Raw genomic sequence first — 16,702 nt, 5'->3', positions numbered from 1 at the left:
ATTCATTAATTAATTGTGGCACGGGCATCTGGCCCGTGGCTAATATATGAACAGGCTTTCCGGCCTGTTCCACAACACAATATAATTTATTGATTCATTAATTAATTGTGGCACGGGCATCTGGCCCGTGGCTAATATATGAACAGGCTTTCCGGCCTGTTCCACAACATAATTATATTAGTTGTGAGTTATGAAGGAACTATAACTGCTAAAGCTTGGGGAATGACTCGAAATTTTGCAGGCGTGTAAGTTGTGATTTCACCGTCAGTATTAATCGGACGGCGTTTGCTAGTATTAACCTCAAATTCTTGAGCTTGCAATGTGCGAACGTTAGGCCGATTGGTATGATTGCCTTGCTTCATAGCGGGCAGTAAACCAATGATTTCCCACCAGTTTTTTGTTTCCAAACTGTACAAATCCAGTCGCTTGTCGTCGATTGTGGCATCCTCGGCAACTGTCATCCCGCCGCCGTAATAGCGACCGTTGCCAATGGCAATTTGAATAGTTTTAACCTTAAAAGATTGGTTTTTTACCTTGATTTCTGCTCGGAATGGTCGGGCTGACAAAATTGTCTGCACAGCAGTAAAAGCATAAGCTAAAACTCCCCAGCGCTGCTTGACGTTTTTAGTAAGTCGCTGGGTAATTTGCACGCTCAATCCCAAACTCGCCACATTAAAAAAATGCTGACCGTTCACCCAACCTAAGTCTATTAGCCGAACTTTACCGCTGGCAATTACTTGACAAGCTGCTGATAAATCTGTAGGAATTCTCAGAGTTCTGGCTAGGTCGTTAGCTGTTCCCATCGGCAAAATACCCAAGGGTAACTTGGTGTCTATCAAACCTTCTATGGCGGCGTTGAGAGTGCCGTCGCCACCGCCAATTATTACTAATTCGACTCGATTTTGGTAGCGGCGAATTGTGTCGGAAAGTTCGCGGGCGTGGTCGGTAGACTCTATAATTAACTCAAAACCCAGTGCTTGTAATTTTACAGTGGCTTGAGATAATAGCTTTTGCCCTTTTCGGGAGTGCTGGTTTACTAAAAGTAGAGCTTTATTCATTTGTTAATTTTTAATTAGGAAGATTGGGTCTTTATAAATTACAAAAAGTATAGCTTGATGCCTTAACTTCATGAAATTAATGCTTTACTTCCATTTTACCAGTTATGATGGATTGACAAAAATGTTAAAAAATGGATAATTGTAGCAAAAGATTCGTAAAAAATAGCTCCCTCCGGCTCTGACTTAGCAGCAAAAAACCTCGCTTGTGGATCGAACTTAATTTAAAATTATGTATAATATTTTACAAAAAGCGCAAGTCGCTGCCGATCGCCAAAACTGGCCCTTGTTAGTTGAATGCTTGCAGCAAGTGACAGCAGACGGTAGCAAGCCGCAGGAAGAACACATTTTAGAGCAAGCTGTCAGTTTAGCAATAGAAGCCTTAAAATCGGGCGATTTTCAAGACCGCTGGGAAATTGCTAAAGTATTGCCAAATCTGGGAAATGGCGCGATCGCACCTTTAATTGCCGTGCTCGAAGACGAAGACGCAGACACCGAACCCCGGTGGTTTGCCGCCCGCATTCTCGGAAAGTTCGTGAAACCAAGCTATCCCGTAGGGAATAGCCCCGAAGTGATTCAAGCTTTAGTAGAATTAGTCAAAAATTCCGACGAAGAATTGAGCCAAATCGCCGCCGAAACCCTAGGGAATTTGGGCCCGACAGCCATAGAATCCCTAGCAACTCTCTTGCAGCAAAAAGACTCGCGACAGTTTGCCACAGCAGCACTCGCCCAAATTCGGCGCACCGAAACCATCCCACCGCTGTTGAGCGTAGTCGGAGACTCTCAAGTTGCGGTGCGGGCAGCCGCAATCGAGGCCCTGAGTAGCTTTCACGATTCCCGCATCCCGCCGGTACTGATAGCAGCACTCAAAGATCCGGCGACAGCAGTCAGAAAAGAAGCCGTGCGAGCTCTCGGTGTGCGCGCCTATTTAGATGCAGAATTCGATTTAGTTAACTTGCTCAAACCTTTGCTTTCCGACATCCGATTAGAAGTTTGTCAGCAAGCGGCGATCGCGATCGGGCGAGTGAAAACCGATGCTGCTGCTGCTGCTTTATTTGAATTGCTGCGATCGCCAATAACTCCGGTTGAATTGCAAATCGAAACTGTGCGCGCCCTAAGCTGGATGGAAACTGCAACCGCTTTAGCATATTTGCATCAGACATTAAGGGCACTATTTAATAACATAAATTCTACTGTTTGTCAAGAGATTGTCACTGTTTTAGGGCGAGTAGAAAAGCCGGAATTAAAAGCTGTTGCTGCTGAAATTCTGATGGATTTGTTAAAAACCGATCATCCGGCCGTGCAGGAGGCAGTTAGCAAAAAATTTTTAGCTTTAGGTTTAGGAAAATTAGGAGATATGAGAGGGCTAGATGCTCTAATTTCTATGTTGGGCGACGCAGACAGCAGCGTCAGGCTACACTGCATGGCAGCGCTCAAACAGCTAGGTGCTGCCGAGGCCAGGCAGAAATTAGAAAGCTTAGTGAAACAAGAGAGTATCGAACCAAAATTGAAACAAGGAATTGCGATCGCCCTGCAAGAATGGCAGGAGAATTAAGAGCGGGCGGATTTGCGGAGAACATTTAAATTTAGGGTGCGCCATAAGCACCTTACGTAGAAATTAAATATTGAATTTTGAACTCTATAACTGAAAAATCACAACTTTAGCTCTGCTCAATTAGCAGCCGCACTCCGAAAGTCGAACCGAGTCCTTCCCCAGGACTTTCGGCCCAGACACTGCCACCGTGGAGTTCCACGAGATGGCGGACGATCGCCAATCCCAGTCCCAGCCCGCCGTAATTGCGCGTAGAAGTGCTGTCAGCTTGGCGGAAGCGATCGAACACAAAGGGCAAAAACTCCTTGCTGATGCCAATTCCCGTATCGCTGACAACGATCTTCACAGAGTGAACCGGAGACGGCCCAGACAAGATGGCACCACCTGCTGCTCCCGGTTCCCCATCCTCCGAGAGCGTGATTTCCACGCGACCCGACGGCGGCGTAAACTTAATAGCATTCGAGAGCAAATTCCACACCACCTGCTGCAAACGAGTAGCATCCCCCTTCACCACGCTCACCCCTTCGTCACAAAAACTCACCAATTCAATTCCCCTAGCTTCAGCATCAGGCATCAGCGCCTTCACCGCCGTTTCTACAATCGGCACCAAATCCACTGGGAACAGCTTCAAACACACTTTGTTGCTCACAATCCGGGAAACATCCAGCAAATCCTCAATCATCTGAGTTTGCAACCGCGCGTTTCGCTCAATCGTCTCCAAACCCACAGCCGTTTTTTCGGCACTCAACTGGCGCTGCCGCAGCATCTGGGCCCAGCCCAAAATGGCGTTCAGAGGCGTCCGCAACTCGTGAGAAAGCGTTCCCAAAAACTCGTCTTTAATCCGGTTGGCCTCCGCTGCTTCCCGGTAAAGCCGCGCATTGTCGATCGCCACCGCCGCATCCCGCGCCAAATCTTCCAGCAAAATTAAATCGCTCTCCCCGCAGCGGCGGCCAGACTCCCCGCACAGCAACGAAATCACTCCCAGCGTCCGCCCACGAGCGATCAGTGGCACGCAGATTGCCGACAGCACCTGGGATTGGGCTCGCAGCACCAACTGCAGTTCCCTGTCCGGCACAACCGCCTCGATCACCCATTCCGGTATTTCTGGGTAGAGCTTCGACTCACCAGTCCGTAGCACCTTTGCTACTCCGTGCCGTCCCTGGGGGTCTAGTGGCATACGCCGATCGATTTGCCACAGCAGAGCGACTTTGCTCGGATCTGAGTGAGCAACTGCTTGCAAGCGGATCGAGCCGTCGGCATCAAGCAAATGCACACAGCACCAATCCCCCAACCCCGGTACTGTTAAATCTGCCAAACCTTGCAGCGCCTTCTCGTAATCCAGGGAAGCCGACGACAGCAAAGCCAAAGCTTGAGCGTTAAAATAGGCTGTTTGGACCGATCGCTGGCGATCGTCAATATCGGTACAAGTCCCGAACCATTTGAGAATTTTCCCTTCAGCGTCCAGCACGGGCAATGCCCTACCCAGATGCCAGCGGTAAGCTCCGTCAGATGCCCGTTTAAAGCGGTATTCCACCTCGTAAGTCCTCCCCGTCTGCACCGAGGTCTTCCAGCTTTCTACGGAATCTTCCACGTCATCTGGATGCAGGGCTAGCTGCCACCCCCAGCCTTGAGTTTCCTCCAGTGTCAAGCCAGTATATTCAAACCAGCGCTGGTTGTAGTAGTCGAACCAGCCGTCGGCTGTGGCAGTCCAAACTATTTGCGGGATGGCTTCAGCTAGGACGCGGTACAACTGTTCGCTGGCTTCGGCTTCGCGACGGGCGGCCTGTTCCCGCGCCAATGCCCAATTCCGCTGTTGTTCGGCCTCTTTGCGAGCGGTGATGTCGCTAATCACGCCGATCCATTTGCAGGGATTGCCTTGTTTGTCAAGCACTGCTTTGCCCCGATCGATCCAGTGGAGTAAGCCGCCCCCTTGGCACTGAACGCGGTATTCCTGAAAAAATGGGGCGGCAGAACTGTCTGGCGCAGTCAAATACCGATCGACTGCGGCCAAAACCCGATCGCGGTCGATCGGGTGCAAGATACTGTTCCAAGCTGCTCTTGTCCTGGGAAATCCGCCTTTTGCGTACTCCAAATGTTCGTCTACGTGACCGAACCACAGCACGATCCCGGTTTCGATATCCCATTCGTAAATTAAATCGCTGGCACTTTCTGCCGCAATCCGAAACCGCTCTTCAGACTGTCGCAGCACTTCCAGAAATTTAAAGCGTTCCGTCACGTCCAAAACCAGAGACAGCACCGATACCAACTGTCCCGAATCGCTGTAAAAAGCCGAATTGTACCACTCGCAGTGTACCAACGAACCCGACTTATTATAATTGCTGTTGCGAACTACATTGCACCGATTTTCTGGTTTTTTTAAACTATAAATTACAGACTTTACCTCTTCAAAATCGCCCTTACAAATAAAGTTCCATTCGCTAAAATGCTTGCCTAACACTTCTATTTTTTCCCACCCAAAAATCTTCTGTGCCGCCGGTGACCACCCGCTGAGACGAAAATTTTCATCCCACTCAATCACCGCTAAGGGCGTATTTTCAAAATGAGAAGTTAGTTTTTGCAGCGCCTCGCGCAGGGATGCTTCTACTTGCTTACGCTCAGTAATATCGCCAAAAGAAATAGCAATGCCGTCGCCCAATTTAACGGTCATAATCCGAAACCAGCCGACAATGCCTTCGCTTTCGCTGTTGTAATAAATCTCGGTATCGAGGGGAATTCCTGTTTCTAAAACTTGGACGTAACGGTCGAACAAACCGCTATCTTTATGGCCTGGCAAAACTTGCAGCAATCGCTTGCCGATTAATTCGCCCGGGGTACTCTGCTGAATTTTTGCCGCTGCGGGATTGACGTATTCCCATTCAAAATCCACAATTGTGGATTCGTCACGAATGCTGCGAAACACGTTAAATCCGTCTAGAGATAATTCCTGAAAAACGCGGAAGCGTTCTTCGCTTTCTTGCAGCTTGCCTACGGTGTCAAGCAGGAGATCCTCGACTCGCTCGCGCTGTGTTATTTCTGCAAGCAATTGCTGGTTAATTTGCTGAAGTTCGGTTGTGAGGGAGGGGACAGAATTTGCAATAGCAGAGTCTGCTTGTGGTCTATCGACCTTTTGGGTTCCCAGCGCCGTATTTCCTGGAAAAGAGGCCGCCCCAGCCAAAGCCAACACTTGAGAAAGCGAGGGTATCAGGGACGCTACAGCCCACAAAGAGATGATAGCGGTAACGGCGGCGATCAAACTTGACAGCCAGTAGCTGGGATGCACCAGCATCCAAACTTGCATCAAGTGAGTTGTCCCGCCGCAGAAAAACCAGGCTCCCAATAGGAGAAACCCCTTGCTCAAAGGCACGTCTCGCTGCTTCCGGGCATAGTATGTCAGAAGTGCTGGAATTGAATAATAAGCCAAGGCAATTAACACATCGCTGAGCGCGTGCAGTCCCATCAACTGGGGTTGCCACTGGCAACAGCCATCTGGCGGAATAAAATTGTGGTTAAATGACATAATCTTAATAAATGGCAGCATTTCGGCTTTCCTGTGCGATCGATCTTAGTTGCACTTGTGTTGCTGACCCGCTAATTTCTAGTTTATACACAAAAAAACATAAAACAAAAGTGACTTTAGTCCGGGGAGGAAAGTTCACAGCAGGCTTTAACCTGCCTGAAATATTTGTCCATTTATTGAGAGGTTTAGGGAGAGTGAGATACTATAATTCCCAAGGAGGTACGAAATTCAATGCTATCTTTTGAATTCACAACTTACGGAAAAACATAACAATTAAACTCAGTTGATGAAGAGATTACTAGAGTGCCGTTCATTGAAACGGTTTAGCTAGAAACTGGCAATATTCGATAAATTCATCTTTATGGAATCTATTTTTTGATAATTTTGCAGATTCAGAAATCCCTTCAACATAGGAGAATCGACCTCTACTTGGAGGCTCAGAAATCCTGCCAGAGCAGATTGATGCTTGGAGCGAAGCATCCCCGCCTCTTGCCTCGGAATCAAAACTAATCTGTACCTGTATCAAAGTCTACTAAATTCTGCTACTAAATCGGTTAATGTCACAGATTATCTTCCAGTAAAATTTCTGAAACCATCTCGAATTAAACATCCATGCGCTTAGAGCAGCTTCAAGCATTTCTTTCAGTTGCTGAAACTGGTAGCTTTCAGCAAGCGGCCCGGAAGTGTGGCGTTACCCAATCGACTATTAGCCGCCAAGTGCAGGGATTAGAAGCGGAAGTAGGTTTGTCGCTGTTTCACCGCACTGCCCACGCGAAGCTGACTGTGGGAGGGGAATGCCTGCTACCTCACGCTCGCAAAATCTGTCAGACTTGGCGCAATGCTGCAGAAGAATTGGGAGACTTACTGGCGGGGAAGCAGCCGGAACTCTGCGTGGCGGCGATTCATTCGGTTTGCGCTGCTTATTTGCCGCCTGTGCTGCAAAAGTTTTGCCGCGACTATCCAGACGTGCAGTTGCGGGTGACTGCCCTCGGCAGCGATAGAGCCCTAAAAGTCCTCAAAGACGGTTTGGTGGACATAGCGGTGGTGATGAACAACCGCTATTTTACTCAAGCCCCGGAAATGTTGGTTGAGGTGCTCTACAATGAGCCGATCGAGGTGTTGATGGCGGCGGGTCATCCCCTCGCCCAGTACGATCGAGTACCTTGGCCGGAATTGATTTGTTACCCGCAAGTGGTGTTTAAGGATGGGTACGGAATGCAGCGGATGGTGCAAGAACAATTTGGACGCATCGGTGCTAAACTTCATGCTGTTTTGGAACTCAACACTCTTGATGCTTTTCGGGGTGTGGTGCGCCAGGGAGAATTGATTGCTTTGCTGCCGCATTCAGCTTTGGTGGAGGCGAAGGGCGATCGCACTTTAGCAATTCGGTCGATCGCCCAAGAGCCTTCAAATTCCAAGGTTTCGGCGATCGGTCAATCGGCGGTCGATCTAACATCTTGCACCATTCTCAAGAACGGGCAAGATGCCCATTCCACAAAAGATGAATTTTCTTGTGGAACAGGCATCTTGCCTGTTCCTAAAAGGCTTATTGAGAATGGTACAACATCTCAGACCGATCCCACTTGGACTCGCGAAGTGGTATTGGTGACAACTCACGATCGAATGCAAATTCCGCCCATCGCCCATTTCTGGAATTTGGTACGCGAATTTGTGCCGCCATTTGATGTAATCAAGCTAGAAAAATCAGGCAGTTAATACCATTTTAGATTTTAGATTTTAGATTGGGAATGACTGATGAAATAAGGGTTTGGATATTTCCAACAATTGCCTTCTTTTTGGGAACTGGTATAATTCGATAACTTTGAATAGATAGTTCTTAAATTTAAATTTAAAACGGTTCAAATACTACCAATTATCCCTTACCAATTACCAACTTCAAAAGTTATGAGTGACGCATTTAGAGAATTGCTGCGAAAAATTGGCAGCGGAATACACACAGGAGAAAACTTAACTCGATCCGAAGCAGCAGCAGCCACGCGGATGATGCTGCTGGGGGAAGCAACACCGGCTCAAATCGGAGCTTTTATGATTTCCCACCGCATTAAACGGCCCACTGGCGAAGAATTAGCAGGAATGCTAGATGCTTATGAAGAATTGGGGCCCCTTCTTGCCCCCCCAAACCGAGAAAAAGGGTTTTCCGTCTCTACCGTCGCCGTGTTTGGCGTTGCTTACGACGGGCGATCGCGCACAGCTCCAATTAGCCCAATAACCGCCCTGATTTTAGCTGCTAGGGGCGTCCCAACCCTCATGCACGGGGGGGATACCATGCCGACGAAGGAAGGCATTCCCTTGATTGAAATTTGGCGCGGTTTGGGAGTTGACTGGAGAAAACTGAGTTTAGAAAAAGTCCAGCAAGTTTTTGACAGTACGGGTTTGGGTTTTGTGTACCTTCCCAAGCATTTTCCTCAAGCCGCTGCTTTAGTTCCCTACCGCCGCGAAATTGGTAAACGCCCACCTTTTTCGACAATGGAGTTGATGTGGTGTCCCTGTGCCGGTGACGTTAACGTCATATCGGGCTACGTCCACCCGCCGACAGAAGGTATGTTTCAAAAAGCCTTTGAGCTGCGCGGAATCAAAAATTATACCACAGTCAAAGGATTGGAGGGAAGCTGCGATTTGCCGCGCGATCGTACTGCGATTATCGGCATTGCTAAGCCGGATGCGGAGTTCGATCGACTCCTTTTAGCCCACGGAGATTACGGTTTTAGCAGCACAAATCCTGCCTTTGAATCAGCCCCAGAGTTATTCAAACAAATGCAGGAAGTGTTGCTGGGAAAACCCTCGGAATTGATGCAGTCCGCTATCTGGAACGCCGGCTTTTATCTGTGGCGCAGCGGGGTTTGTTTGGATATAAACTCTGGTTTAATTGAAGCAGAAACTTTACTCAGCAGCGGTCAAGTCGTGCAAAAACTTGAGGAAGTTAGCCAAGGAGTTAGTGTTTTGAGTTGACAGTTGACAGTTGACAGTTGACAGTTAACTACTGACTACTAGACATCTCCAACAATTATTGTGGAACAGGCATCTTGCCTGTTCAAAATAGGCAATTCTTGCGATAACTACTGACAAATGACTAATGACTAATAACTACTGACTAATGACTAATGACTAATAACTAATGACTAATCATAAAATTGCTGTAATTGTGCTTGCAGGCGGTCAAAGTTCGCGGATGGGTAGGGATAAAGCTCTACTGGAAATAGAGGGCAAATCCCTATTGCAGCGGGCGTTGGAAGTTGCCGCAGTTGTAACCCCAGAAGTTTATGTTCTGACTGCTTGGCCCGATCGCTATCGATCGACCTTAACCGAAACATCCCCATTTCTGGTAGAGTACAATCCGGGCTCCGGGCCCTTGGTTGCATTGACTCAGGGATTGAAAGAAATAGCCGCCGAGTGGATTTTACTGTTAGCTTGCGATTTGCCCTTGTTGGATGCCCAGATTATTCAGAATTGGGCAAGTCAGTTAACCGAGTTTCCCCCATCAACTTTAGCAGTTGTGCCTTATCAAAATTCGCGCTGGGAGCCTTTGTGCGGCTTCTACCGCCAACAATCTTTGCCCAGTTTGCAAAGTTTTATTGAAAAAGGGGGACGTTCCTTTCAAGTGTGGTTAAATCAAATCTCCGCAATCCCTCTACCTGTAGGGGAACGAGAAGCACTAATGTTATCGAATTGCAATACATTAGAAGAGTTTGAGCAATTAAAAGGTAAAATGGTTAACGGTTGACAGTTGACAGTTGACAGTTAACTGACTAATGACTAATGACTAATGACTACTGACTCATTACTAATTACTAATGATTAACCAATATTGGTTGCTCGAACGCGATATAACTTTCCTCAATCACGGCTCTTTTGGGGCCTGTCCGATTCCCGTACTCGAAGCGCAAACCATTTTTCGGGAACAACTGGAAAGAGAACCATTGCGCTTTTTACTGCGGGAATTTGAACCCTTGTTGGATAATGCGAGAAATCAGTTAGCAGCATTTCTCGGTGCGGCTGAGGATGACTTGGCTTTTGTGCCGAATGCCACGACGGGAGTAAATGCAGTTTTGCGATCGCTCTGTTTTTCTCCGGGCGACGAATTGCTAACCACAAATCAGGAATACAACGCTTGCCGCAACACACTTAATTTTGTAGCCGAGCGTACAGGCGCTAAAGTAATAGTAGCAGAAGTCCCTTTTCCCATTGAATCACCAGACCAAATTATTGAAGCAATAATTAAGTGCGTTTCACCCCAAACAAAGTTAGCTTTATTAGACCACGTTGTGAGCCAAACAGGTTTAATCTTTCCCATCAAACAGTTAGTTGGCGAGTTAGCTAACCGTGGCGTGGATGTATTGGTAGACGGAGCTCACGCGCCGGGAATGGTAGCACTGAACTTAGAGGAAATTGGCGCAGCTTATTATACCGGAAATTGCCACAAGTGGCTGTGCGCGCCGAAAGGTGCGGGCTTTTTATACGTGCGGCGCGACAAGCAAGATGCCATTCGGCCAACTACAATCAGTCACGGTGCTAATTCGCCGCGCGGTGATAAATCGCGCTTTCAACTAGAATTTGACTGGATGGGAACAGTCGATCCTAGCCCCTATTTATGCGTGCCTGTAGCTATAGATTTTATGAGTTCTTTGTTGAGCGGCGGATGGCCGGAATTGATGGCTAAAAATCATGCTTTAGCATTGGCGGGCAGAAAAATATTGGCGGACAAATTAGATTTGCCACTACCTTGTCCTGATGAAATGGTGGGTTCGATGGCAGTTGTGCCACTGCCAGACTCCCAGTCTGATGTGGTTGCAAAGGGAGGAATTCCACCTTTGCAAGAGGCGCTATGGGAGATTTTTAAAATTGAAGTTCCGGTGATTCCTTGGCCGGATGCTAGTAAGCAGTTGGTGAGGGTTTCGGCTCAGTTATACAATACTTTGCCGCAGTATCAGTATTTAGCTAAGGCTCTGGTTGAGCTGACGAGAATTTGAGCTGCAGTTTCCCGAAAAGAAACATCATACCCAGCTACAAACAGTTATAGGTTTGTAGTTAGGGTGTCGCTTCTTATAGTTGGGATGAATACAGATTATTTGTCCTTACTATAAACGTAGTAAAGGTTAGACAAATAGGCACAATAAGAGTAAAATTTTTGCCAGGAATTACCTTTATCCCTTTTGAATATTGCTATTATTTACCTCAAATAAAAAACTACCATAAAAATAGCTCTAAAACCCCACAGCCCTAAACTTCGCCAATCCGCCCAAGCCGAATAAAATTTGTCAAGAACCCTCGAAAATTCCTAAGTTCAAACAGGGTTGTCAAATGGGATAGCGCACAACTTCCGCGCAACAGAATATAATGTATCCACACTTGCATTTTTGCAGGCAAAAAAAAGGAAATCAAAAGAGGCGAATACCATGTCCAATGCCATGATGGTAATTTACCCCTATCGCGAACAGTACACCTGGGTTTTTGACGACGAGCGAGTCGGACTTGTCCGAGAACCATTTGTTCAGGGCGTCCCCGAAAAGATTAACGCGCTTGTCGCAGACATTCCCAATGCCACCCAAGGTTTCCGACTTTTATTTTCAGCCAATCCATTTCCCGGATATCAAGCAGAAATGCTGTGGTTGAAAGCAGAATACGGCGGTAACTGGTATCGGTGGGAATCGAAAAATCTCGAAGGCTGGCTGTGTCCGGCTATGTTCAAATACTTTCCAGAAGCACCGCCCAAGTTTTACTGCCAAGCTGAAAAACTGCAATAACCAACAGCAAGTCTATGAAAAACTTGTCAATTTTTAAAAGAGACTTTGTTACACCAGTCGATCAAATTTCTCGAAAAAAGCCTAAATTTTTCCTGTATATAGTGGGGCTATTTTTCCTAGTTTTCACAGCCGCTATCTCGGCTACATTGGGTGCAATTACCGCCCTTTTAGCTCCCGTGGAACCGCCAATTATCAATAGAGTATTAGAGGCGACGGGATTTGACTATCTATCCTCCAACCGCTCTGGATACCGCCTGTCTCGGTCAGTTAATATCTTGATATTGGGAATTGACGGTGTGCCGGAAGCTGCCACCAATTCCCCTAAAATTTTTGAGGGTCGCAGCGATACCATACTCTTATTTCACCTCGAACCTAGAGATAAATCTATTAGTTTACTTTCAGTTCCACGAGATACTAAAGTCGAAGTTCCCGGAATTGCCTTTAGCAAAATTAGCGAAGCTAATGCTAGAGGAGGAGCAGCTTTGGCGACGCAATTAGTTAGCAGTATGCTGAACAATACGAAAATTGAACGATACGTGCGAGTCAGCAGCAATGCGTTTCGGGAATTAGTCGATTTGTTGGGCGGAGTTGAGGTATTTGTACCTCGCGCGATGTCCTATACAGATACCGCTCAAAAGTTAAAAATAAACTTAGCCCAGGGATGGCAAACTCTCAACGGAGAACAAGCAGAACAATTTGCTCGATTTCGCAACGACGGTTTAGGAGATATTGGCCGCATTCAGCGGCAGCAATCTTTAATTCAAGCTATTCGGGACCGCCTCGCAAGTCCATCAGCATTGGTGCGCTTGCCACAAATTGTTCGATTGATGCAAAAATATGTGGATACAAACCTAAATTATGAGGAAATATTGACGTTGGCCAATTTCGGTTTGCAATTGGAGCGAGATAATTTTAAAATGGTCATGTTGCCGGGACGTTCTAGTTCTGAAACAGGGGATTTGAGAAGTTATTGGATTGTAGATGGGCTGGGGCGCGATCGCATTATGACACAATACTTGAACCAGAGCGTGCCGGATTTTGAACAAGGACGAATTCGCAATCCCAGCGATTCCCTGTTGCCCAAAAACCTCAAAATATCTGTCCAAAACGCTTCTAGCAAACCGACAACCGCAAAAAACGTTGCTGAATTTCTCACAAAAAAGGGCTTTTTTAATGTATCTGTAGTGCAGGATGCGCCCCAGAAGCAGCGTCAAAGTCAAATTATTGTTCAGCAAGGCGATTTAGAGGCAGCGAATCTACTGCAAAAAGAGTTAGGCGGCGGTAAACTTGAAGCATCTTCTACTGGTGAAATTAATTCTGATTTGACGCTTCGCGTTGGCGAAGATTGGGTAAAGCGATTTTAATGAGTCATCAGTCATTAGTCAGTTGTCATTAGTCAACAGTTAACAGTCTAATATGCCCAATTCCCCATTCCCATCATCATGAAAAGTGTTTTCCGAATATTCCTGAGCCTGTTTTTAAGTTTAGTGTTGGCTGTTGGGTGGGTGCTGCTGAGTGCTACTCCGGCATTTGCCCTACCGAAAACAAGTATTAATTACACAAATATTAATTTGTCCGATCGCGATTTTTCCAACTCGGATTTAGCGGGGGGAACATTTGTCGCTGCCGAAATGCGGGGAACCAATTTTCAAGGTGCTGATTTAACTAATGCGATTTTGACTAAGGGAGTTTTGCTGAATGCCAACTTGTCAGGTGCCAACCTCTCCGGTGCTTTGGCAGATAGAGTTACATTCGACGGCGCTAATTTGACGAATGCTAATTTTTCCGAGGCAATTATGACTCGAACTCGGTTTTTTGATGCTGCAATTTCCGGGGCGGATTTTACTGACGCGATTATCGACGCTTATCAAGTTACTCTCCTGTGCGAGAAAGCAGATGGTGTCAATCCCGTGACGGGAGTTTCTACTCGCGAAAGTTTGGGATGTCCGTAGGAATTCACACTTAAAGAAAATCCCTGGTCAATTATTTGATTAGATGCACCTGTAGCGAGGTAAAATACACAAATTAAAGCCCCTCTCCTGCAAGGCGAGGGGTTTGAAGAAATTTCCAAGTATCTGCTCTATCGAGCGCTACAAATGCCTGTGCTGGCAGTACCAACTACCAAATCGGAATTCAACAGCAAATCTAAATCGGTGTCGGGATTAACAGCATACAAATCGACTTTATCTCTACCCAAAAATACCCCGATCAAAGTCCCGATTCCCGCGCCGCCGAGCACCTCTTCAGTCGCGATCGCCCGATCGCCCGTAACACCTGCGATCGCCGCCGCTGCTGCTGCACCCAACGCCGTATTCTTAACCAGATTACCAACATTAACGCCCTTGGTAACAGTTTCTTTCCTAGTAATCAGTTGCGAAGTCGCATTGAGAGGCACTCTGCTGCCGTTGAGGATACTTAATTCTTGAGCCACAAACTGAACGCCCGAAGCAGTCGATCGCAATTCGCCGCTAATTTTTGAGCCTTCGGGTATCAGCACTTGGCCGTTATTGCCCGCGATATCCGCAGCTACAGTCAGCGTAATCGGAGACTTGTCATTAGGGGCGAGCAAAATCTTGCCTTTTGTGTACTCGATGGGGATAGTCACCCCCCTGGGAATTTGCACAGCAACAGACTCGGTAACATCAATCTTGGCAATGTAAGGAGAATTAATTGGTCTTGCTTGATTGGTACTCACTAATGTTTGATAGATAAAAGCAGCTACTTCAGCTCGCGTTGCTGATTTGTTCGGTTTGAGAGATTTAGGATTGGGATAGCTGACAACTAACTGTTTTTCAGTAGCAGCAGCAACGCTTTTGACAGCATAACTTTGAATCTCACCAGCATCATTATAGTAGCTGAGAACATCTTGAAAATCGCACGTAGGCTCATAGCCGATTCCGTTATTTAAAGCGACTACAACTTGAACGCGAGGAATCTGCTGTGCCGGCCTGAAAACATTGCCGGGATAGCCAGACATCCATCCCATTTCGTAAGCTTCTGCGATCGCCCCGCTTGCCCAAAAATTGGAGGGAACATCGGCAAACCTTACAGCAGCGCGGGTTTTTGCCTTTTTCACAGAACGGATCATTGCCGCGAATTCAGCCCGCGTTACCGGTGCATCCGGCCGGAAAGTGCGATCGGGAAATCCTTTGATAATGCCTCTTTCTGACAAATCTTGAATAAAATCTTTTGCCCAGTAGTTATTATTAACATCCGAAAAAGCTGTCTGAGCAAAAGCAGGCGCGGGAGCTAGCATCGGCGCTGCGGTTCCGGCAACTGTTCCCAGTGTTAATAAAACAGATGTACCGGATTTAATGCGATGTAATACAGACATTTTTGATTCTCCAATTTACACAATTTTTTTATTGAGGATAACTAAGCTTTTGATAGGCTGATTGATTCTGCCCAACTTGCTTTTTCCCTCAGTTATGTAATCATTATTGAAGAATTTTACTTCGTGTGCGGGGAAGATACGGTCTTTTAAAATAAATATTTTTATGGTGATTGGGGAATTTTAAAATACTTAAATTCCTTAAAATCCTTATGTTGCTTATCTCCCTTATCTACCTTGAATTTATACAGTCTTGAATGCAGAACCTGTATTATGTAGGGGCAGTGCCAAGAGTGCCCGCCCTCGCTCGACTTGACTAATGACTAATGCTGGCTAGCGGTTCCCAACTTGTCGCATCTTCAAATAAAGATTGATACCCCGCTGCATTGGGATGCAGCCCGTCTGCAATCAAGCGCGATCGCCACCAATCACTGCCCCGATCGATCCATTTATCAAAAATATCTAAATAGGGAATTCCCCGCAACTGACAAGCTAATTTCGTTGCTTCTTTATACCGATATTGGTCGGCATGACTGTAATACAAACAATCTTGAAAAGGCATTTTACTTTCATCCACCGGTACCATCCCGACAAATATCACCGGACAAAGTTGTTTGGAAGTGTCTAATAAGTTATCCAAAACTGTTTTAAAATGTTCAAACTCAGTGTAGCTGCGCCCGGTAGGCGACTGCACTCTCGCCGAATCGTTGAGGCCTACGGAAAGAATAATCGCATCCGGGACGCGGTTTCTCAGTTCGCCCCGGTGGCGAAACTCGTTTTCCAGGCGCTGGGAGACTTGATAGGTGCGATCGCCCCGAACGCCCAAATTGTATAAAACGTGCCCTGCACTCTCCGGTAACATCCACTGGCGCCGCAATCTTTCCACCCAGCCACCGCCTACACCGTCGCCGAAACCGTAGATTAAGCTGTCGCCGAAAGCAACCAATTTGAGGGGATGAGAATTTCCCCGATGCAAGTGACCAAAGGAATAGGCTGTTGCTACCTGCATAAGCAATGATACTCAGTTAATAAATTATGAATCTTGACATACTAGACTAGAATGTAACATTACATAAAGTAGGTAGTCTCATGGTTAAGCGTCCAACTTTCGATTCAACTCAGCTAACCCGTCGCGCGGAAGAGTTGATCGCTGCTGCATCCAACCGCTATCGGATTACGGTACAGGTGGCTAACCGCGCAAAACGCCGTCGCTATGAAGATTTTGACAATATGGACGACCATCAAATGAAACCTGTAATGCGGGCGATATTTGAAATGTCGGACGAACTGACTCAGCCGGAAATAATCGGAGATATTTAGACTTCGGGAGTTTTGGGTTTTGAGTGGAGAGTTTCCAGCAATTTTGGTCAACTCAAAACCCAAAACTTTTTCAAACTAGACTGCCGCACCTCCGCGAAAAACTCGGTTTATTTTATATACGCAACTGAGCCGGAATATCGCACTTCTAAAAAACGCTTTTTACAA

General features: G+C 46.7%; 13 protein-coding genes. 9 read left to right on the top strand and 4 right to left on the bottom strand.

Translation table 11 applies throughout. The features are described from left to right. Nucleotides 1–188 precede the first annotated feature (188 nt). Nucleotides 189–1,058, bottom strand: a complete 870-nt coding sequence (locus tag QUA50_RS21290; RefSeq protein ID WP_333266559.1) for a lipid kinase — start codon at nt 1,056–1,058, stop codon at nt 189–191. Nucleotides 1,059–1,287: 229 nt separating this feature from the next. Here QUA50_RS21290 and QUA50_RS21285 point away from each other — a divergent pair, with 229 nt between their 5' ends. Then, nucleotides 1,288–2,610 (top strand): HEAT repeat domain-containing protein, encoded by a 1,323-nt coding sequence (locus QUA50_RS21285; protein WP_333266557.1) that lies wholly within the window; start codon nt 1,288–1,290, stop codon nt 2,608–2,610. Nucleotides 2,611–2,716: 106 nt separating this feature from the next. Here QUA50_RS21285 and QUA50_RS21280 read toward each other — a convergent pair whose 3' ends face one another. Further along, entirely contained in the window at nt 2,717–6,145 is a 3,429-nt protein-coding gene (locus tag QUA50_RS21280; RefSeq protein WP_333299392.1) for a PAS domain S-box protein, read from the bottom strand. A gap of 591 nt (nt 6,146–6,736) precedes the next feature. Between QUA50_RS21280 and QUA50_RS21275 the strand changes: the two genes are divergently transcribed. From QUA50_RS21275 to QUA50_RS21245, 7 genes are all read left to right on the top strand, one after another. Then, a complete protein-coding gene (locus QUA50_RS21275) occupies nt 6,737–7,840 on the top strand; it encodes a LysR family transcriptional regulator (protein WP_333266553.1) in 1,104 nt (367 codons plus the stop codon). 189 nt (nt 7,841–8,029) lie between these two features. Beyond that, nucleotides 8,030–9,094 (top strand): anthranilate phosphoribosyltransferase family protein, encoded by a 1,065-nt coding sequence (locus QUA50_RS21270; RefSeq protein ID WP_333266552.1) that lies wholly within the window; start codon nt 8,030–8,032, stop codon nt 9,092–9,094. Nucleotides 9,095–9,260: 166 nt separating this feature from the next. Next, nucleotides 9,261–9,866: a molybdenum cofactor guanylyltransferase gene (locus tag QUA50_RS21265; RefSeq protein WP_333266550.1), complete on the top strand. Its 606-nt coding sequence runs from the start codon at nt 9,261–9,263 to the stop codon at nt 9,864–9,866. A 70-nt stretch (nt 9,867–9,936) separates the two neighbouring features. Next, on the top strand, nt 9,937–11,112 hold the full coding sequence (locus QUA50_RS21260; protein WP_333266548.1) for an aminotransferase class V-fold PLP-dependent enzyme: 1,176 nt from the start codon (nt 9,937–9,939) through the stop codon (nt 11,110–11,112). A gap of 426 nt (nt 11,113–11,538) precedes the next feature. Further along, the gene (locus QUA50_RS21255) at nt 11,539–11,886 is read left to right on the top strand and encodes a DUF6717 family protein (protein ID WP_333266546.1); all 348 of its coding nucleotides are present in this window, start codon (nt 11,539–11,541) and stop codon (nt 11,884–11,886) included. 14 nt (nt 11,887–11,900) lie between these two features. Continuing rightward, nucleotides 11,901–13,250, top strand: a complete 1,350-nt coding sequence (locus QUA50_RS21250) for an LCP family protein (protein ID WP_333266544.1) — start codon at nt 11,901–11,903, stop codon at nt 13,248–13,250. A 78-nt stretch (nt 13,251–13,328) separates the two neighbouring features. Beyond that, nucleotides 13,329–13,838, top strand: coding sequence for a pentapeptide repeat-containing protein (locus tag QUA50_RS21245; protein ID WP_333266542.1), 510 nt, complete (start codon nt 13,329–13,331; stop codon nt 13,836–13,838). Between the two features lie 128 nt (nt 13,839–13,966). Here the strand turns inward: QUA50_RS21245 and QUA50_RS21240 are convergent, their stop codons facing one another. Then, entirely contained in the window at nt 13,967–15,220 is a 1,254-nt protein-coding gene (locus QUA50_RS21240) for an S-layer homology domain-containing protein (RefSeq protein WP_333266540.1), read from the bottom strand. 313 nt (nt 15,221–15,533) lie between these two features. After that, a complete protein-coding gene (locus QUA50_RS21235) occupies nt 15,534–16,226 on the bottom strand; it encodes a GDSL-type esterase/lipase family protein (protein ID WP_333266538.1) in 693 nt (230 codons plus the stop codon). 80 nt (nt 16,227–16,306) lie between these two features. Here QUA50_RS21235 and QUA50_RS21230 point away from each other — a divergent pair, with 80 nt between their 5' ends. Further along, on the top strand, nt 16,307–16,537 hold the full coding sequence (locus QUA50_RS21230; RefSeq protein ID WP_333266537.1) for a DNA-directed RNA polymerase subunit omega: 231 nt from the start codon (nt 16,307–16,309) through the stop codon (nt 16,535–16,537). Nucleotides 16,538–16,702: the final 165 nt, after the last annotated feature.

The organism is Microcoleus sp. M2_D5, assembly GCF_036701935.1.
In the GTDB taxonomy this organism is placed as follows: Bacteria; Cyanobacteriota; Cyanobacteriia; order Cyanobacteriales; family Microcoleaceae; genus Microcoleus.
Note: the sequence above shows the minus strand (reverse complement) of the source record. Positions and strands in the feature narration are given on the sequence as shown.